The organism is Tenuifilum sp., assembly GCF_037481895.1.
Taxonomy (GTDB): Bacteria; Bacteroidota; Bacteroidia; order Bacteroidales; family Tenuifilaceae; genus Tenuifilum; species Tenuifilum osseticum.
In genome coordinates, this window is sequence record NZ_JBBFKU010000003.1 from 97,653 (window position 1) to 116,592 (window position 18,940).

14 protein-coding genes and 1 tRNA gene are annotated in these 18,940 nt (G+C 43.8%); 4 read left to right on the forward strand and 11 right to left on the reverse strand.

Annotation, left to right across the window (positions count from 1 at the left end):
- Position 1 precedes the first annotated feature (1 nt).
- Positions 2–1,417 carry a TlpA family protein disulfide reductase gene (locus WHS63_RS01825; RefSeq protein ID WP_445203629.1) on the forward strand — a complete coding sequence of 472 codons (1,416 nt, stop codon included), beginning with the start codon at positions 2–4 and terminating at the stop codon, positions 1,415–1,417.
- Here the strand turns inward: WHS63_RS01825 and WHS63_RS01830 are convergent.
- Positions 1,414–2,034 carry an NUDIX hydrolase gene (locus WHS63_RS01830; protein WP_445203630.1) on the reverse strand — a complete coding sequence of 207 codons (621 nt, stop codon included), beginning with the start codon at positions 2,032–2,034 and terminating at the stop codon, positions 1,414–1,416. The two genes, WHS63_RS01825 and WHS63_RS01830, sit on opposite strands and share 4 nt — an antisense overlap.
- Between WHS63_RS01830 and pyrE the strand changes: the two genes are divergently transcribed.
- Entirely contained in the window at positions 2,033–2,662 is a 630-nt protein-coding gene (pyrE, locus tag WHS63_RS01835) for an orotate phosphoribosyltransferase (protein ID WP_445203631.1), read from the forward strand. The two genes, WHS63_RS01830 and pyrE, sit on opposite strands and share 2 nt — an antisense overlap.
- Positions 2,663–2,680: 18 nt before the next feature.
- Here the strand turns inward: pyrE and WHS63_RS01840 are convergent, their stop codons facing one another.
- Positions 2,681–3,382, reverse strand: coding sequence for a hypothetical protein (locus tag WHS63_RS01840; RefSeq protein ID WP_445203632.1), 702 nt, complete (start codon positions 3,380–3,382; stop codon positions 2,681–2,683).
- A gap of 88 nt (positions 3,383–3,470) precedes the next feature.
- On the opposite strand from WHS63_RS01840, the gene WHS63_RS01845 reads away from it, so the two are divergent.
- Positions 3,471–3,543: transfer RNA gene (locus WHS63_RS01845), tRNA-Phe, on the forward strand.
- Between the two features lie 25 nt (positions 3,544–3,568).
- Here WHS63_RS01845 and WHS63_RS01850 read toward each other — a convergent pair.
- The 4 genes from WHS63_RS01850 to gpmI form a co-directional block, all read right to left on the reverse strand.
- Positions 3,569–4,072, reverse strand: a complete 504-nt coding sequence (locus WHS63_RS01850) for a hypothetical protein (RefSeq protein ID WP_445203633.1) — start codon at positions 4,070–4,072, stop codon at positions 3,569–3,571.
- Between the two features lie 146 nt (positions 4,073–4,218).
- Positions 4,219–5,583, reverse strand: coding sequence for a dipeptidase (locus WHS63_RS01855; protein ID WP_445203634.1), 1,365 nt, complete (start codon positions 5,581–5,583; stop codon positions 4,219–4,221).
- A gap of 22 nt (positions 5,584–5,605) precedes the next feature.
- Positions 5,606–6,184, reverse strand: a complete 579-nt coding sequence (locus WHS63_RS01860) for a DUF3109 family protein (protein ID WP_445203635.1) — start codon at positions 6,182–6,184, stop codon at positions 5,606–5,608.
- Positions 6,185–6,196: 12 nt separating this feature from the next.
- Complete coding sequence (gene gpmI, locus WHS63_RS01865; protein WP_445203636.1) at positions 6,197–7,720, reverse strand: 2,3-bisphosphoglycerate-independent phosphoglycerate mutase; 1,524 nt, start codon at positions 7,718–7,720, stop codon at positions 6,197–6,199.
- A 277-nt stretch (positions 7,721–7,997) separates the two neighbouring features.
- Between gpmI and WHS63_RS01870 the strand changes: the two genes are divergently transcribed.
- The gene (locus WHS63_RS01870) at positions 7,998–10,883 is read left to right on the forward strand and encodes a LuxR C-terminal-related transcriptional regulator (protein ID WP_445203637.1); all 2,886 of its coding nucleotides are present in this window, start codon (positions 7,998–8,000) and stop codon (positions 10,881–10,883) included.
- A gap of 2 nt (positions 10,884–10,885) precedes the next feature.
- On the opposite strand, the gene WHS63_RS01875 is transcribed toward WHS63_RS01870, so the two are convergent.
- The 5 genes from WHS63_RS01875 to WHS63_RS01895 form a co-directional block, all read right to left on the reverse strand.
- Entirely contained in the window at positions 10,886–12,706 is a 1,821-nt protein-coding gene (locus WHS63_RS01875; RefSeq protein WP_445203638.1) for a family 16 glycosylhydrolase, read from the reverse strand.
- A 115-nt stretch (positions 12,707–12,821) separates the two neighbouring features.
- Entirely contained in the window at positions 12,822–15,068 is a 2,247-nt protein-coding gene (locus WHS63_RS01880; protein WP_445203639.1) for a glycoside hydrolase family 3 N-terminal domain-containing protein, read from the reverse strand.
- 61 nt (positions 15,069–15,129) lie between these two features.
- Positions 15,130–16,890, reverse strand: coding sequence for a PKD domain-containing protein (locus WHS63_RS01885; protein ID WP_445203640.1), 1,761 nt, complete (start codon positions 16,888–16,890; stop codon positions 15,130–15,132).
- A gap of 16 nt (positions 16,891–16,906) precedes the next feature.
- Complete coding sequence (locus WHS63_RS01890; RefSeq protein WP_445203641.1) at positions 16,907–18,454, reverse strand: RagB/SusD family nutrient uptake outer membrane protein; 1,548 nt, start codon at positions 18,452–18,454, stop codon at positions 16,907–16,909.
- Between the two features lie 118 nt (positions 18,455–18,572).
- On the reverse strand, positions 18,573–18,940 hold a 368-nt coding region (locus tag WHS63_RS01895; protein WP_445203642.1), incomplete at its 5' end, for a transposase.

Genomic DNA, 18,940 nt, shown 5'->3' on the forward strand with positions numbered 1-18,940 from the left:
TATGGCTAAATTTAAGTTTCTTTTATTATCCTTATTGCTGTTTATTGGCGTTGAATGTAAAATCGGCGCCCAGGAGGCCATGATTTTTGGCAATGCTACTGAATACAAGGGCTCCGATATCATATTTTATACCTATTCCGATTACATAACTGAAACCGAATACGAGGTTGGTAGGTGTAAGGTTGAGCGCGATGGCAAGTTTAGCGCAAAGCTTAAAGTGCTTGAAACCAGCTTTGTTTTTGCCCACCTTGGTGTTTATAGGATTTATTTCTTTGCCGAGCCTGGTAAACGGTATGAGCTAGTGCTTCCCCCTCGCGAGGATAAAACCGAGGCACAACGACTCAATCCTTTTTTCCGTGAAACCGATTTGCAGGTGGGCATAAAAAATGTTGATGGGAACGATATCAACTTCCTGGTAAATGCATTCGACTTGCGCTTCAACCAAGATTTTGATCAGATTGTGCAGGATGCATACCGTGGCCGTCAGCATAACATCGATTCGTTAATAACCAGAATTGAGGAAAAGTTTGCCGGAACCGGCAACCGTTTTTTCGATGCTTACCGTGAGTACAGGTACGGTTTGCTCAGGCAAATCACCTTCATAAAAAAATCTACTGCCACATCAAAAGAGTTGTTCCTGAATAGGCCTATACTGTACCGTAACCCGGCATACATGGAATTGTTCAACCTGGTTTACGACAAGTACTTTTTGTTCTTTTCAAGAACATCGCAGGGGAATGCCATTTTTGATGATATTTCGCGCTACAAGAGTTTGAGTAGGTTAAAGCGTACCCTTGCCACCGACGATGTGCTTAGTAACGATACCCTGATGGAGATGGTAATTCTTAAATCGTTGCACGATGAGTTTTTCAGCGATAATTTCTCCCGATCGGCTCTGCTTACCATTCTCGACTCCATTTACAGAACCACCACCATACCGGAACATGTGATAGTTGCAGAGAATATCAGGAACAGGATTACCAAGCTTTTACCGGGTTTTGTTCCTGCGCCTTTTTCGCTCAACGATGTTAATGGTCGTGAGGTTTCGCTTGATAGATTCAAGGGCAAGTATGTTTACCTAAACTTTTGCACCACCACAAGCTACACTTGTTTAAAGGAGTTTGTTCAGCTTGAAAAAATTAGCAAGCAGTACAAGAAGCATCTGGAGGTTGTCACCATTTCAGCCGACGATAATATCGATGATTTAAAAAGCTTTTTGGAAAACAGTAAGTACGATTGGACATTCCTACACTTTGGGAATAAACCGGAAATACTAAAGGATTACGATATACGTGTATATCCAACATATTTTTTGATTGGGCCTGACCGGAAAATGATTCTTTCACCAGCGCCTTCGCCAGAGGAGGGCTTTGAACGCCGATTCTTTCAATTGCTCCGAAGCAAAGGGGAAATTTAGTCAAGTCCGCTAAGTACGGAAAGTAAGCTTGAGTAACTGCCAGCAAGATAGACGTAGATATCCGATTTTTTAACCCACTTTACCTGTTCTATTCCCTCTTCGGTTTGGGGTTTTAGGGTATCGCATTTAGTGGTGTACATATTAAACCAATGCGTGGATTTTAGCATTTGCTTGCCATTTAAAGTATAGGTGTGGTAGGTTGTTGTAATTTGCTTTCCAAGAGTAATGCCTTTTACCCCGGTTTCCTCACTAACTTCGCGTAAAGCGGCATCGGGAATAGGTTCGTTTGGCTCTACCTTGCCTTTGGGCAAGTCCCAGCGGCCAAAACGCTTAATGAGTAGAATCTCATTCTTGTCATTGCATACAACTCCACCGGCTGCCTCAATGTGGTTAAAGCTGTTAGTGAAATGTTTCATTGTTGTTTTGGGATCGGAGGAGCAGGCAAAAAGTGTGGACACCTCGGTATGGCTTTGGAAAAAATCGATTAACTTTGAAATGTCTTCGGGCTTAGTGTCGCCCCAACAGAAAAATGTTGAGTCGGCCATGAGCACTTCTTGGGGGTCCGAAGTGATAATAAATTTGCGATTGTAAAAGAAAATGGTATAATTCAAGGTCATGGATAGCAAAGTTATAGCCAATAAATTACTGCAAATAAACGCAATAAAGCTCAATCCTGCAAATCCGTTTACTTGGGCATCGGGATGGAAATCGCCCATTTACTGCGATAACCGAAAAACATTATCGTTTCCCGAGGTTCGCAATGCCATTTGCGATGGCTTTGTCAAGGCAATAAAGGAGAGGTATCCTCAGGTTGAGGTTATTGCCGGAGTTGCCACCGGAGCCATTGCGCATGGAATGCTTGTAGCCGACAGGCTAAATCTACCTTTTATTTACGTCCGTTCAGCGCCCAAATCGCATGGTTTGGCAAATCAAATCGAAGGCGATTATAAACCCGGCCAAAGGGTAGTGGTAATTGAAGACTTAATATCAACCGGAATGAGCAGCCTTGCTGCTGTTGATGCTCTTCGCGATGCACATTGTGAGGTTCTTGGCTTGCTGGCCATTTTTTCGTATCAGTTCGATCAGGCAGTAAGTAGCTTTGCTAAAGCTGGTGTTGAATTTGCAACACTATCGAACTACTCAGTGTTAATTGAGGCAGCATTAGAACAGGGTAGCATTACCCCAACAGAACTTGAGCTGCTTAAAAGTTGGCGACAAAACCCTGAAGAGTGGGGCAGGCGTTGAGCCGGTTGGCGATATCGCCTAGTTAAATAGATTTATTGCCCATTCTCCGGCTTCGTTTATTGTAAACTCAAAGGTTACATCGTACCAAACGGTTCTGAGTGCATTGGGTGTTTGATATGTTATTTTACAGTTTACCGGGAAAAGGATGTTTTCAAAGCCGGATTTCTCGCCTAATTTAAATGGGGAGCCTGTATCGCAAACAATTTGAAGGTTGGTCACAAGGTTGTTTGTGGTTCCGTTTTGAGTAAATGCAATTAGAATACGGTTTTCCGAACCGGTTTTAGTTATGGTATAACGCTGAACATTCCTTGCATTTATAATTTGGTACTTAGGGGGTAAGATTTTATGGTGTAGTACTCCTTTTTGCCAAAAGCCTGTATATACTGAGTCTTTCCCGTTGATTTTGCCCTTAAAGATACCCTTTCCGTCCATTTGGCCATTATAAAAGTTACCCTCGTACTTATCGCCATTTGCCCAGGTGTAAATACCAAAACCATGAGGTAGTCCATTCTTGAACTTCCCCTCGTAGCTATCGGTACCCCATGCCTTGCCTTTTCCGTGAGCCAAACCATTTTTGCACTTTCCTGTGTAAGCTGCCGATATTTCAGGGAGAAGCACTTTGCAATCCTGATTTTGAGCATAAATAGCCCCTTGATTACTGTAGGTGATAACAACAAGTAGTGTTACACTTTTTAGGATGGAATAAATATTCTGTTTCATAGCCATTTAGGATGTTTTATGATTTTTTTTAGTTGATGTTTTGCACGATTAAAAAATTGAATATATATTTGCACCGCAATTGAGCGCTGGTGCCATAGCTCAGTTGGTAGAGCAAAGGACTGAAAATCCTTGTGTCCGTGGTTCGATTCCACGTGGCACCACAGCCCCCGGTAAATGGGGGCTTTTTTATTTCACACTATCGGGACTTTCGGGCCTAAAGAATAGTTCCTTATCCATTATCAAATCCCATGCATCGGAGTTTAGAACTGTTATTACACGGTTTTGCGGGTCAATAAAGAAAAGTTTTTCATCCTTTTTAACCTCACCATCAATTCCCTTTGTGGTGAATTGGTGTGTAATGGTATAACCCAAAAAGTCGGTGCTATTTTCATTTAGCAGCCTTTTTAGGCTATCGAGAGTATTCTGGTTTGGGTTATCCTTTGATTTCTCAGTAATTAGAGCAATCTCTATGCTATGGGTACGGCTGTTGAACCGGTAGCGTGGGGTTAGCTCGCCAAACTCTAATGGCACGTAGTTGGGGTATTCCTCTTTCCGGTTTTCCATCCAACTCTTTATGGATTGCTGAACAATTTCATCGGTAGTGGCAGCCTGCTTTTTAGTTTCCTGCTTGCAGGAAACAATTACTGCTAATCCAATAAGCAGTGCAAATTTCATTTTCAATTTTTCCATGGGTATTATAGTTGTTATAAATTTACCGAATTAAAAAAACTTACTGAAAAAGAGTAAAAGCTGTCAGTAAATTTACAATAATTTTAAAGGAAAAGGAAACGGAATGGATCAAAATAAAAAAGGGGCTCAGCCCCTTTTTCATTTTTTTACTTTTCGCTAAAATATTTGTAGAATCGGGGTATAACTTCAATTCCTTTGAAAAATTGTTCAAGTGGATAGTTCTCGTTTGGTGAGTGGATGGCATCGGACTCAAGCCCAAAACCAAGAAGGATTGATTTGATTCCAAGCACTTGCTCAAAAGTGCTAATAATGGGAATGCTGCCCCCGCTGCGGAAAGGAACCGGTTTAATGCCGTAAACATCCTCAATAGCCCTACTGGCAGCCCTATAGGCTGGAGTGTCTGTGGGGGCAACATACCCCTGTCCGCCATGGTGTGGGGTAACCTTTACTTTTACTGATTTTGGAGCAATTGACTCAAAATGCTTTTTGAAAAGTTGAGCAATTTTCTCGTGGTTCTGGTTGGGTACCAGTCGCATCGATATTTTAGCGTAAGCCTTGGAGGGAAGAACAGTTTTAGCTCCCTCGCCAATATATCCTCCCCAAATGCCATTTACGTCGAGCGTGGGGCGAATTCCTGTGCGCTCCATGGTAGTATATCCGGCTTCGCCATGAATATCATCAATATCCAGAGCTTTCTTGTAATCGTCAAGGTTAAAAGGAGCACGAGCCATATCGGCGCGTTCTTCGGGGCTTACCTCCAACACATCGTCGTAAAAACCGGGAATGGTAACGCGGTTATTCTCGTCGTGGAGCGAGGCTATCATTTTGGCAAGGATGTTTGCGGGGTTGGCAACGGCTCCTCCAAAGAGTCCCGAGTGAAGGTCGCGGTTTGGTCCGGTAACCTCAACCTCAACATACGCTAATCCCCTAAGCCCGGTTGTAATTGATGGGACGTCTTTCCCTATCATTGATGTATCGGAAACCAGAATAACATCAGCTTTTAGCATCTCCTTGTTATCCTGGCACCACTTACCAAGGTTTGGTGAACCAATCTCTTCCTCACCCTCAATCATGAATTTAACGTTACAGGGCAGGGTGTTGGTTTTAACCATCAGCTCAAAGGCTTTAGCATGCATAAAGCCTTGTCCCTTATCGTCATCGGCACCACGGGCAAATATTTTGCCATCGCGAATTTCGGGTTCAAAGGGTTGCGATTTCCAAAGCTCTATAGGGTCGACCGGCATTACATCGTAATGGGCATAAACCAAAACGGTTGGGAGTTTTGGATCGATAATTTTTTCGCCGTACACCACCGGATTGCCCGGAGTTGGCATTACCTCAGCCCTGTCGGCTCCGGCTTTGAGTAGCGTTTCGCGCCAGTATTCTGCTGCCCTAACCATGTCGGGTTTGTGTTCCGAGATTGAGCTGATGGATGGAATTCGGAGCAGCCCGAAAAGCTCGTCGAGAAAACGTTGTTTGTTCTCCTCGATGTAGGCTTTGATTGTATCCATAAGATTTGGTTTTAGTATTTAGCTATTCTGTTCGTAAAGATAACAATTTTGCAGCGTCCTCAAGCTGGTCATAAAACTCTTTGCCGTAAGCGCGGATTATAGCATCCTTAAGGAACCTGTAAACCGGTAGGTCTATTTGCTCCCCCAGTTCACGTGCGGGAGCGCAAACATCCCACTGATGATAGTTAATTGCAGTAAAGGTTGAGTATTCTTTAACCCTAATTGGGTAAAGGTGGCACGATATTGGCTTACGGAAATCAACTATACCATTGTTCCATGCTTTCTCAATGGCACAGGTTGCTATACCGTTTTCAAATGCAGTAAAAGCACATTCCTTGCCGTCAATGAGCGGGGTAACCAAATCGCCATCGCTATCGGTAAGGGCAACTCCTTGCTCCTGAACGGTAGCAATACCCTGGGGTGTCATGTAGGGTTTAACCTTTTCGAGGATTTGCTCAAGGGTAAGAGCTTCGTTGGGTGTTAAGGGTGCTCCTGAGTCGCCGTGAACACAGCATTTCCCCAAACAACGAGGCAGGTTGCAGCAAAACCGCTGTTCCAGGATCTCGCTGCTTACCACCTTGTTGTCTATTTCTATCATCATTTACCTAACTTTTTACTGGCAGAGAACCGTTCCGGTCATTTCCTGGGGTATTGGCAGGCCCATCATGGTAAGGATAGTTGGAGCTACGTCGGCCAGAATACCATTATCTACCTTTTTGAACCTGTCGGAAACCAGGATGATGGGAACAGGGTTAAGTGAGTGTGCCGTATTAGGGGAGCCATCAGGGTTTAAGGCATAATCGGCATTGCCATGGTCTGCAATGATTACCACCTCGTAGCCGTTAGCGGTTGCGGCATCAACTACCTCACCAACACATGCATCAACTGTTTGAACTGCCTTTTGAATGGCGGTGTAAACACCGGTGTGCCCTACCATGTCGCCATTGGCAAAGTTAAGGCAGATAAAGTCGTGTGTTTTCTTGTGGAGTTCGGCAACAATGGCATCTTTTACCAGGGGTGCGCTCATCTCGGGTTGTAGGTCGTATGTGGCTACCTTGGGCGAGGGTATAAGAATACGGCTTTCGCCCGGGAACTCTTGCTCCCTACCACCCGAAAAGAAAAAGGTTACATGGGCATACTTTTCGGTTTCGGCAATACGCAGTTGCTTCAGGTTTTGATTGCTAACCACCTCGCCAAGGGTGTTCAGTAGGTTATCCTTTTCGTAAATAACATTAACATTCTTGAACGTGTCGTCGTAGCGGGTCATGGTAACGTAATGCAGTGGCATGGTTTGCATACCAAACTCGGGCATATCCTTTTGGGTAAGCACAATGGTTATTTCACGGAGTCGGTCGGTGCGGAAATTGAAGCAGATTACCACATCGCCTTCGCGGATAAGGCCAACCGGCTTACCTTCAGCATCAACCCGCACTATGGGTTTGATGAACTCATCCGTTACGCCCTCGGCGTAGGACTCTTCAATTGCCCTAACTATATCGGTGGTGGGTTTACCCTTGCCATGAACCATCAGGTCGTAACCCTCCTTTACGCGTTCCCAACGCTTATCGCGGTCCATGGTGTAGTACCTACCAACCAACGATGCAATAACGCCATTACTTGATTTTAGGTGATCTTCAAGGCTTTTCACAAAGCCAAGGCCGCTTTGTGGATCGGTATCGCGACCATCGGTAAGGGCATGGATGTAAACCTTGCTTAATCCGTATTCCTTGGTAATGTCGCATAGCTTATACAGATGCTTGTCCAGCGAGTGAACGCCACCATCGGAAACCAATCCTATAAAGTGAACTGCCTTGTTATTCTGCTTGGCATATTGTAGCGCATTAACCAGAACTGGCATTTGGGCCAATTTACCCTCCTTGATATCTTTATTGATGCGAACCAAATCCTGGTAAACAATTCGTCCGGCGCCTATGTTGAGGTGTCCCACCTCGGAATTTCCCATTTGACCATCGGGCAATCCAACATTCTCCCCGCTGGTTAGTAGCTGGGCGTTAGGGTATTTGCTGGTAAGCCTATCGATGTTAGGTGTAGGAGTGCTATAAATTACATCCGATTTGTCTTTGTTCCCAATTCCCCATCCATCGAGAATCATTAAAAGGACTTTACTTTTAATCATACTAAAGTGTGCTGTTAAAAGGTTAAAAACTTTCTGAAAATTCCTTATTCAAAAAACGTTTACAAGTTCAAGTTTGTTTACTGAGTGGAGCACAAATTTACTCTTTTTTGGCGATATTGACCCGTGGTGAAAGGTTAACAAGTGTTGTAATCCCGAAATCGATTTCTGAATGCAAGTAACTAATAAACAAATGTTTATATATTGATACTTGTTTGCGATTTTTTATATTTAGATTTAATTTCATAACTTTCTGTGCTAATTCATTAATGAAGGATAGATGAGAAAGCTGATATTCATCGCTTTTGCGATTTTTGCAACAAATGCTTTTTCTCAGATCAATACTGCAGGGTTACCTATCATAAAGCATTACCCCAAATCGGTATATGGTGCAGGAACCCAAAACTGGTCTATTTGCCAGGATAGTCGTGGATTTTTATATTTTGCCAACAACAACGGGTTGCTCCGTTACGATGGCAATAGCTGGGATTTATTCCCATTGCCAAACAACCAGTTAGTCCGATCGGTTTACTGTAGCGGCGATACAATTTTTGTGGGGGCTTTTGAGGAGATAGGCTACTTTGTATATCACCGCCAGTCCGATATGGTTTATCACTCATTAATCAGTCTAGTACCTAAAACCGATGTGAATTTTGATGAGGCTTGGCGGATATTTAAGATCGGTCCAACATACATTTTTCAAACTTTTAGCCACATTCTAGAATACAGCAAAGGAGAAATGCGCGTCTTTAGAGCCCCAGAACTGCTTCAGTTCTCGTTTGTGATGCGGGGCAACTACTACGTGCAGGGTAAGGAGGGAAATATTTACCTTTATCAGAATGGTAGCTTTGATAGATTTAACGATAACGGTATTTTTAACGGAAAGCAAATTTGGGCATGCTTCGAAATCTCGGGCGGTAAAACCTTGCTTGCTACCATAAACCACGGCGTTTGGATTTTCGATGGAATCGCCTTTACACCCTGGAAAGGGCAGGTTAACGATTTGCTTAAAGCGTACCAGGTGTTTTCGGCATCGAGGGTAAGTGGTGGTTACATAGCCTTTGGTACCATTCAGAACGGGTTAATCATTACCGACAATCAGGGGAATCTGGTTAAGTTTATCAATAAATCAACCGGGTTACAGAATAATACAATTTTAAGCACTTTTGTTGATAATGCCAATAATCTTTGGCTGGGTTTGGATAACGGGATCGACTACATTGAGCTTAACTCACCCCTCAGCTTTATTGGTGAGGGGTTAGGGCTTGAAGGGGCAGTGTATGCCACAAAAATTTTTGACGGAAAAATATTTGTAGGTACTAATCAGGGGCTTTACGTGGCATCATGGCCTATTGGCGTTTTTATTGATGGCACCAAGCCTTTCCGGATGGTTCCTTTAACCAAAGGACAGGTATGGTCGCTTTTTGAAAGCGATGGCAAGCTCTACTGTGGCCATAACTTTGGTACTTTTGTTATTGATAAAGGGTTGAATGTCAGGCTGATATCGCCCGAGGAGGGCTCGTGGATGTTTTTACCTATTCGTAGCGTTCCCGACCTGATGATTGTTGGTAAGTATAAGGGCCTTCATCTGTACTCAAAAGCTAATGGTGAATGGAGGTACCTTAAAAAGATTGCAGGATTCAACGAGTCGTCAAGGTTGTTGGTTGAGGATGATAACGAGAGCATTTGGATGGCCCACGGCTATAAAGGTATTTTTAAGTTGATGCTTAACCAAAGCAAGGATAGCATTAGGTTTTCAACTCTTTACGATAATACAAGGGGGTTTCCGGGTAAGTTTGCCATAAATGTTGAAAAGATTGGAAATCAGGTTGTATTCCTTACCCCACAAGGTGTGTATAGGTATAACTCCCTTACCGATAATATGGAGCCATACCAGGAGCTGAATCAGATTATTGGCGATGCTACAGGCGTTCGGCGTATGGTTGAGGATGAAAAGGGAAATATATGGATATTAAAGTCAAATGGTCTTCTAAAGTTAGTCCGCGAAGCAGATGGAACTAAAAGGGTTTATCAAACTCCCGTTAGCCGATTTGGCTCGAACCTTGTTACTTCGTTTGAAAATATCTACGTTTACAATCATAGTAATATATTCATTGGTACTGAAAATGGGTTGGTGTATTACAGCAGCCTTTATAATCCTGAACTGCAAAAAAACGAGTTGTATTGTGCTGTAAAAAGTATCAGCTCAACTGGTAAGCATGAAAGCGTGATTTTCAACGATTATGCTGTAACAGGCAATGGAGACTTGTATATTCCATTTAACCAAAATTCAATTCGGGTTACAGCGGCTGCCCCTGTTTACAATGCAGGCGAAATTACATTTAGTTTTTTACTTAAGGGCTACGATACCGATTGGAGTCCGTGGCAGCGTGATAATGCTAAGGATTTTAGCCAAATTCCCTACGGTGAGTACAACCTAATGGTTCGCGTACGCGATGCAATGGGCAGAATATCTGAACCCACTGTTGTGCATATTCAGGTTGGTTTGCCCTGGTACTTTACCTGGTATGCTTTTATTCTTTACCTGGTACTTTTGGTAGCTGCTTTTTATACGCTTCGCATTCTTGTTAGGAGGAAGGTTCAACGTGCCACTGCAAGGGTAAAAGAGCAAAAGAATTTGGAGCTAAAAGTAAAGGAGGAGGAGCATAAGCGTCAAGTGCTTGAGGCGGAACGGGAGATCATAAGGCTTAAAACAGAGAATCTTCAGGTACAGATTGAACACAAAAACCGTGAACTAGCCGCTATTGCAATGCAAATTGCGCACAAGAACGACTTCCTTAACAGGCTTAGGTTAAGGCTTGAAGTGATTGCTAAATCAATTAACCCTGTTTCTCAGAAAGAAGTGCTCGACCTCATCCGAAATATTGACAATGACTTGAAGATGGACAAGGAATGGCAGCGCTTTGAGCACCATTTCGATGAGGTTCATAGCGGGTTTATCAAGAAGCTTAAGGAGTTGTATCCGGAGCTAACACCCAGCGAACTTAGGTTGTGTGCATACCTTCGCCTTAACATGACCACAAAGGATATTGCCCAGATACTTAATATTAGCGTTCGCGGGGTGGAAATAAGCCGATACAGGCTAAGGAAAAAGCTCAAAATTGAAAGCGATACAAACCTGGTTGATTTTATGCTGAACCTGTAAGGCTAAAGCTTAATAAAACTGCCAGTTTGTAGCAAGTTTGTTTGTGTAATTATTCTTACGCTGTAAAACCCATTTGGAAGGTCTGAGATATTAATTTCACTATCACTATTTGCAATAATTTCTTTTACAAGAACACCTGCAATGTTAATTACTTGAATTTTTACATTTCCCTTTAAAGCGCTTGAGTTGATTTTGATATAGGTTGATGCAGGATTTGGGTAAATGTCAAACCTGCTTATTTTATTCTCACTTGGCGAGTGGATGGTTAGCAATGTATTGCTCAAAACAACATCTGAAATCCACAATGAATCAGATGCGGCTTTGCCGTAAACGCCATAGTTTACATAAAATCGAACACCTGCAATTTGATGGTAGTTTACTTGCTTTCCATATTCAGGAGTGTTCGACCCCCAGTTGTTGTTAAAGTCGAATGAGTAGTAATGGAATACACCATGGGGTTCAACGGGGTAAAAGCGGAAAACAGGCGATACATCGGTTAGCCGGCCATCAGTGTCGAAAAGGTCGGCGCGCATTACTACCGATTTGCTTTGGTTATAGGTCATCATTTCCACATTGAGGACTGTAAGGTTGCTCATGTCTACAGGGCTTTGAAATGTATAGGTGAAATACGGAAAGTCTTCAGGTTTAGTGATATTGTAGTTAACCTTCAAAAGCGTATCGACAGCTGAAAGCGTGATGGTGTTGGGGCTGGTATTTAAACCAGCCCAACCCATAAGTCCATTTTCTTTTACATTTAACAGGCTATACCTATCGCCGGTTGGAATAACGGCTGTCTTTACTGTCTTGGTGTATGTTCCACCGGCTTGTGGGTGTGTAATTTCTACAGATACATCACCCTGCACATCTCCCCAGTTAACAACTATTGAGTTAGTTCCCTGACCGCTAACAATGGTTGCACCTGCAGGGACACTCCAACTAAACGTTGCATCGGCAACATTCTGAATGCTGAATGTAACGCCCGTTTGGTTTGGTGAAACGTAATCGGGACCGGAAACTTTCAAGGCCGATACATCGATGTATTGGTAAACCCGAACATAATCAACATACATTTTTTGTGGCCAAATATTGGGGTCAACTCCTTGAGCACCACCCCAGTTCCCGCCAACAGCAATGTTAAGAATCAGGTGAAACACCTGGTCGAATGGCCAGGTCTTATAATCCTTATGCTCATTGGCAAAGGTGAAGTATTTGTTGTTATCTACATAGATGTCAATTTTTTCTGGTGTCCATTCAAGGGCGTAAAGGTGAAAAGCCGTTTCGGCATCGGGAACCGAGATTGTTGCGGTTTTTTGAGTGCCAAGAACATGGTTGTAGGCTTCCGTATGAATGCTTCCGTGCACTACCCCGGGGTCGTAGCCAACATACTCCATGATATCAATTTCACCACTCTTAGGCCAACTGCCATAAACCCAGTTGGTGGGTAGCATCCAAATGGCAGGCCATGTTCCTCTGCCCGATGGCAGCTTAGCGTAAGCTTCAACCCTACCGTAAAGCCAATCGCCTTTATGGCGGGTAACTAATCGGGCCGAGGTGTAATCGCTGCCCTCGTACTGTTCCTTCCGGGCTTCGATTATTAGTTTCCCATTCTCAACGCGAGCGTTTTCGGATCGGGCATTAGTGTAGTACTGTAGCTCATTGTTTCCCCAACCTCCTCCACCTACATCGTAACCCCACTTATCGGTTGCAGGCAATCCTGTGTAGTTAAACTCATCGTTCCATACCAGAACCTTAACCTGAGCAAGGCATGTAAAGGGAACTACCAATAGTAGCGCTATGATGCTATTGATAAACTTTCTGCTCATTCTTTTTTTTGTTTTTAAGAAAAAGGCTTTCGGGAATTGTCCATCTCACCTAACCATACTTATACGAAAAAAAACTTTTTTATGGACAATTAATCCGAAAGCCTTTTACCCAAAGTTACTTCAACCTAAAACTCAATTCTTGCAAGTCGCGGCTGTTGCCACCTACAAACACCTTGAAATCGCCGGGTTCGGCTTTAAATTCCATGGTGCGTGTATAAAAAGCCAGGTCGCTTGCGGTAAGTTTAAACATTACCTTTACGGTTTCTCCTTTTTTGATGAACACCTTTTCAAAACCCTTTAGCCCCTTAACTGGTCGGGTAACAGATCCCACCATGTCGCGAATGTAGAGCTGTACAACCTCTTCGCCATCGTAGTTTCCGGTATTGGTCACATCTACCCAAACTTTAAGGGTATCGCTCATGCCAATTTCATTGGCGCTAATACCAAAATTACTGTAATCGAAAGAGGTGTAGCTAAGTCCGTAGCCAAATGGGTAAAGCGGTGTATTTGGACTGTCAATATACTTTGAGGTGTACCTTTCGGTTTCTACCCTTGGTCTACCGGTGTTTTTATGGTAATAGAATAATGGAATTTGTCCAACATTACGGGGGAAGGTCATTGGAAGTTTGCCCGATGGGTTGTAGTCGCCAAAAAGTACATCGGCAACGGCAGGGCCTCCCATTGTTCCGGGTAACCATGCTTCGAGTATGGCAGGAACTGCATTGTCCATCCACTCAATGGTTAACGGACGACCGTTCATGAGAACAACCACCAAGGGTTTTTTAAGCTCATTGATTGCCAAAACCAGATCCTTTTGAACACCAGGCAAATCGAGGAAAGCCCTGCTGAGCGCCTCGCCCGACATCATTGCCGCTTCGCCTACTACCAAAACAACAGCATCGGCTTTGCGAGCTGTGGCTATTGCTTCGGCAAATCCAGCTTTTGAATCGCCTGTAATATCGCAACCCTTTGCGTGAATTACCTTTGTGTTGGGTAATTTTTGACGAATACCGGTCAAAACCGATACAGCATCCTTGCCTTCACCCCTTGCTGACCAGGTTCCAATGATATCCTCGGTATTATCGGCTAATGGGCCAATAACTGCAACGGTGTTGAGTTTTTTGCTAAGTGGCAACACCCCATCGTTTTTTAGCAGAACCATCGATTTACGTGCAACTTCACGTGCAATCTCAAGATGGCGTGGGTTGAGTATTAACTCTTTCTCCCGAATTGTATCGCAGTAGCGGTAAGGGTCATCAAACAGGCCAAGCATGAATTTAATGCGAAGAATACGCCTTACGGCATCATCAATCTGTTTTTCGGTAATTTTGCCATCGGCAAGCAACTTCTTAAGCTGATGTATGTAGATATGACCCTCCATATCCATGTCTATTCCGGCATTCATGGCTAAATCGGCTGCTTGGTAGTCGTCAGCGGCAATCCCATGAACCAGCATCTCGCGTATTGAGGCCCAATCCGAAACAATAAATCCATTAAACTGCCATTCGTCCTTAAGGATATCCTTAACCATTTCCTTGTTACCAGTAACGGGTACACCGTTTAGCTCGTTGAACGACGACATAAATGTTCCAACACCAGCATCAATGGCAGCCTTGAATGGGGGTAGGTAAACTTCGTGCAGTGTTCTGTTTGAAATATCTACCGTATTGTAATCGCGGCCTCCCATTGCTGCTCCATAGGCTACAAAATGTTTGGCGCATGCAACAATTGTTGATGGGTCAGCCAACGATGAGCCCTGAAAACCTTTAACCCGTGCTTTTGCCACAAGCGAACCGTAGAAAGGATCCTCTCCGGCTCCTTCCATTACCCGCCCCCAGCGTGGGTCACGGGCAACATCTACCATTGGTGCAAAAGTCCAGTGCTGCCCTGCAGCAGCAGCCTCTATGGCTGCAATACGTGCCGATTTTTCGATGGCATCTAAATCCCAGCAGGCTGCCTCGCCCAGCGGAATGGGAAATATGGTTTTATAGCCATGTATCACATCGTAGCCAAAAATGAGCGGGATACCCAAACGGCTTTCCTCTACAGCAATTTTTTGCACCTTATAGGTGTAGGCTGCGCCATTAACGTTGAGCATGCTTCCCACTTCACCTTTCCGAATAGCATCCTGGTACTCAGTTGCAAAGGTGATAGGGCCAGTGGTCTCTCCATTACCGGTTAACTGGTTTAGCTGGCCTATCTTCTCGTCAATGGTCATAAGCTTTAGAACCGAGTCAACCTTCCTTTCAATTGCTGGTTCGATAGATAGTTTGCCCCCCGAATGGTCCATTGTGGTTTTATTGCCACTACACGACCATGCTGCCAACGTTACAACTGCAATTAATAATTTCAATCTCATCATTTTCCGTTTTTCGGGTTAAAACAGGGTAACCCGTTAAGGGTTACCCTGTGAACAGAATAGGTTACTTAAGCCCTTCGATATGAGGCCCAGCCAAATCGTCGAGGTGAACGCTAAAGGTTCCTAAGTTGTTACCGGGGTTAATCATTATGCGAACCACGTTGTAGAAGTCCTTGTTAAACCTTGAGTCAGTGGTTACATCGCCGGTGAAAATGTCACCTGTCCAATCCCAACCTGCACCAACACCGGCAAAGTTAAACTCGGCAATTTCCCACTTATTATCATTCTGGATGGTGTATTTCAAATCATGGGTTCCGGTTTGCCAAGCATTACCGCCTCGGTCAGTGTTTTCGAGCTTCAAAAGCACCTCGTCGCCAGCCTTACCGTAAACCAAAACCTTGAATACAGTTTGTTTGGTTAGGTCAAAGCGGTAGCCATCGGGCAGGCGAGTATAAGCGTTTGCCCACTGGGAATTGTATTTTGTGAATAGGGCACAATGCGCACTACGGTTCGGGTAAAGGGTATTGTCGGGGTTGGTTACTATTTCAAGTGTGGCTCCCCCATCGGACTGATCAACCTGCATGGGAACAAGGGTGGTTTCGCCAAAGTCGTTGTACATTACCATAGCATCGAGCAGGTACTCCTGGTAGGTTGGGTGATTAGCGGCAACGTCAACCGTTGAGGTTTTAACAAAATCCTGCCCGTTAGCTGTTACTGTAACTTTGGCGTTGTAATTTCCCTTACGCATGTAGGTATGAGTTACCACCTCGGCTCCATTGGTTGTTTGATAGCTGGAGCCATCGCCAAAGTCGTAAGTAATATTCGAAATGGTAAACGATGAGGGTACTGTTAAATCCTCAAGAGCAAATGTGTACTCGTTGGGGTTAGCGGTTGCTGTAACATTTAGTGTATATGATATAGTAGGTCTTACATACCCTTTAGGAATTATCTTGTGGTAACGGGCAGCCCCACCTACTGTTCGGAGGTGGAAGAAGTTTTCGTTCCATTCAAGAACTTCGTATTTGCGGGGGTTGCCATCGTCGTAAGAGATATTGCCTGACTGGCTCGAAATCTGAATATAGTATTTACCATTTTCCTCACTGATTGACCATGTAAGTTCGCCACGGGCAGCATCGTTGGTGTTCATGTCGATGTCGTAGGCGTCGTTCCAGAATGATGATACATAGTAACCAGCGGATAAGCCATCTTCATCGGCATTACCATCGTGGTTTACATGGGTTTTGCCATGAGTGTCAATGGTATAGGTAAATCCAACAAGCTTAAAGGTAAATTCATCGTCGTAGAGGAAGTGCCCTGATTTGGCTAATGGGGCTGCAGCCCACCATACCGGCGAATATGAATCGGCAGGGCCAACGCCAAGATGTGCTTCCGTAAGGCTGTCGATTACCCATGTTTTCCCATTAGGTGCATCAACTCCACCTGTTAGGGCAGTAATGATCGGGCTTTCCAGATATGACCAGTCGGTCTCTGTTTGTTCTAACTCCTTTGTTTTAGATGTACTACCACCCGAGGCATATAGGGTTAGAGTGATATTGTAGGTTTTAGCAAGAGGGTAGTATGCAGTAACTGAATTCCCAACTGCTTTAACGCCATTGCCAAGATCCCAGTTTGCAATACCTTTTACTGTAGATGTGTTAGTAATTACAAAGTGAAATGCATCATCGCCAGGGGTAATGGTAAAATCTAACTGTTCAGCTGTAGGGGCATTCCCAATTTTTGGTTTATCTAGTTCCATGGGCTCGCAACCAAACCAGGTAAGCCCAACAAGAACCAGAGCGGAAAATATGATGTGTCGTTTATTCATAGCTCTTCTTAATTTATTAGTAACCAGCATTTTGTTTTAGTTTATTCCCCGAAAGTGTAATTTCTGTCTGGGGTATTGGCAACAAGCCCTTAGTTGCCGAGCTGAATGTTTCATCCAAAGGACTTGCACCTGCTGCTGCGTTAATCTTTGTTTCAGCATAGGTTAAACCCCTACGGAGCAAATCCCAGTAACGGAGCCCTTCGCCAGCAAATTCAACCCTGCGCTCATGGTAAATGAGGTCAAGGCCAGCCTGATCGTTTGTTAGAGTAGGCGCAACGTGTGCATCGCCAAAAGCCCGTTTACGAACACGGCTATAGTAGTCCTGTGCTTTACCAAGATTGTTGTCAAGGTATAGCTCAGCACCCATAAGCAGTACATCGGCAAAACGGATTACGGGACGGTTATAAGGCCAGTTCAAGGCATCGTTAGTGGCGGGCCTGTCAGCCTTACGAGGGTAGAACTTTTTGAATGCATACCCGGTATGCTGGTAGCAGTTTTCAGGCTTGTAAACCAAACTTTCGGCTGCTGCATCTAGTATTGATACTGAGTAACGCGAATCACCTGGTTCGAACTCATCGGCAAGTGATTGGCTGGCAGGCTGAAAACTCCATCCGGACTCGTAAATGGGATCTTCAACACCGCGGAAACCAGTCATTACAACAGCCCAGTTGCCTTCGGTGCCGTTACGCCATCCCCAGTCGCCCCAGTCAGCCTTTTGGGTGTGCTGAATCTCAAAAATCGATTCATTGTTATTCTCGTTGCCCACACCCCAAAGGTTAGCATAGTTTGCCACTAGATCGTGTCCACTATTTTCAACAATATCGTCAATAATGGTTTCAATGTCGGTTTCTGTAAAGGTTTTATCATCGGCTTTAAGGTCGGTAGTGATATTTAGAACACCTTTACCATAGCCTTTATGGAACAGGTAAACCCTTGCCAGCAATGCACCAGCTGCCCACTTTGATGCTCTGCCTTTCTCCGCAGCAGTAATAGTGGCAGGTAGGTTTTGGTAAGCATAGTACAAATCGCTGGCAATTTGATTGTAAACATCAGCAGGATCGGCAGCGGACTGTTGATACTCCGATGGTGCAAGGGGCTTAAGGATTAGAGGAACATTTCCGTAGAACTGAACCAATTCAAAATAGAAATAACCCCTTAGAAAACGAGCCTCAGCAGTAAGGCGGGTTTTTAAACCCTCGGTTTTGAAATCAACCCCATCTACCTTTGAAAGGAACAGGTTTGCTCTGTAAATGCCTGAAAATCTATCTTTCCAAATGCCTAGAGGTTCTTCGTCAGTAACAAAATTTGAGAGTTTACCCATACGAACTAAGCCGGGACGGTCGCCTGGACCTGATCCACCTGCAAAAGCATCGTCCGAAAGAATATTACTAACAAGATCCCATGGGTGGTAGCCACCGCCTGTTTGCCATTGCAAAACATCGTAGATTGAAACAACTGCTTCAAAAGCGTCTTTCTCGGTTTTATAGAAGTTATCCTCAACCCTGTCAGTTAGAGGTTGTAACTCCAGAAAATCCTTTGTACAGGCAACAATTCCAAGTGCCATGAAAAGGATTATTGATATATTTTCACTATTGTCCGACTAAAACGTAATTTCACCTGTTTGTTCACCATACTGCCTGATAATCAGTTGATATTTTTCTAATTTTAAAAGTCACCCCCTGTCAAATTTGCAGTATATACTGTAAATTTACTGGAGGGGAGCCTGTTTTTTTTAAATAGTCTCGTTTGGTGCTTCTCAGTAATTGGAACACATCAAGCAAGCTTATCAAATGTATCCTAATTAAGGAAGCTACTACCGAAAACGCTTTTTTAGTTTGTGCCATTTTCTGTACTACCGTCAATAATAATTGAGCAATTAATGTACACCACACCTGTGTTCTGATAGCATTTTCGTTTTCGCCATAAAAATAGTGTAATTGAAAATTCTGCTTCATTTTCTTGAACAACAATTCTATTCCCCAGCGCTTTTTGTAAAGGAATGCAATTTCTTCGGCTGTACTGTCCATGCTATTAGATATAAATTCGTAGT

Bases quoted from the DNA above. Each gene is read 5' to 3' on its own strand.
- WHS63_RS01880 (WP_445203639.1), bottom strand. From the start codon at position 15,068: ATGATGAGATTGAAATTATTAATTGCAGTTGTAACGTTGGCAGCATGG.
- WHS63_RS01840 (WP_445203632.1), bottom strand. From the start codon at position 3,382: ATGAAACAGAATATTTATTCCATCCTAAAAAGTGTAACACTACTTGTT.
- WHS63_RS01875 (WP_445203638.1), bottom strand. From the start codon at position 12,706: ATGAGCAGAAAGTTTATCAATAGCATCATAGCGCTACTATTGGTAGTT.
- WHS63_RS01885 (WP_445203640.1), bottom strand. From the start codon at position 16,890: ATGAATAAACGACACATCATATTTTCCGCTCTGGTTCTTGTTGGGCTT.
- WHS63_RS01860 (WP_445203635.1), bottom strand. From the start codon at position 6,184: ATGATGATAGAAATAGACAACAAGGTGGTAAGCAGCGAGATCCTGGAA.
- WHS63_RS01870 (WP_445203637.1), top strand. From the start codon at position 7,998: ATGAGAAAGCTGATATTCATCGCTTTTGCGATTTTTGCAACAAATGCT.
- WHS63_RS01890 (WP_445203641.1), bottom strand. From the start codon at position 18,454: ATGGCACTTGGAATTGTTGCCTGTACAAAGGATTTTCTGGAGTTACAA.
- gpmI (WP_445203636.1), bottom strand. From the start codon at position 7,720: ATGATTAAAAGTAAAGTCCTTTTAATGATTCTCGATGGATGGGGAATT.
- pyrE (WP_445203631.1), top strand. From the start codon at position 2,033: ATGGATAGCAAAGTTATAGCCAATAAATTACTGCAAATAAACGCAATA.
- WHS63_RS01855 (WP_445203634.1), bottom strand. From the start codon at position 5,583: ATGGATACAATCAAAGCCTACATCGAGGAGAACAAACAACGTTTTCTC.
- WHS63_RS01850 (WP_445203633.1), bottom strand. From the start codon at position 4,072: ATGGAAAAATTGAAAATGAAATTTGCACTGCTTATTGGATTAGCAGTA.
- WHS63_RS01825 (WP_445203629.1), top strand. From the start codon at position 2: ATGGCTAAATTTAAGTTTCTTTTATTATCCTTATTGCTGTTTATTGGC.
- WHS63_RS01830 (WP_445203630.1), bottom strand. From the start codon at position 2,034: ATGACCTTGAATTATACCATTTTCTTTTACAATCGCAAATTTATTATC.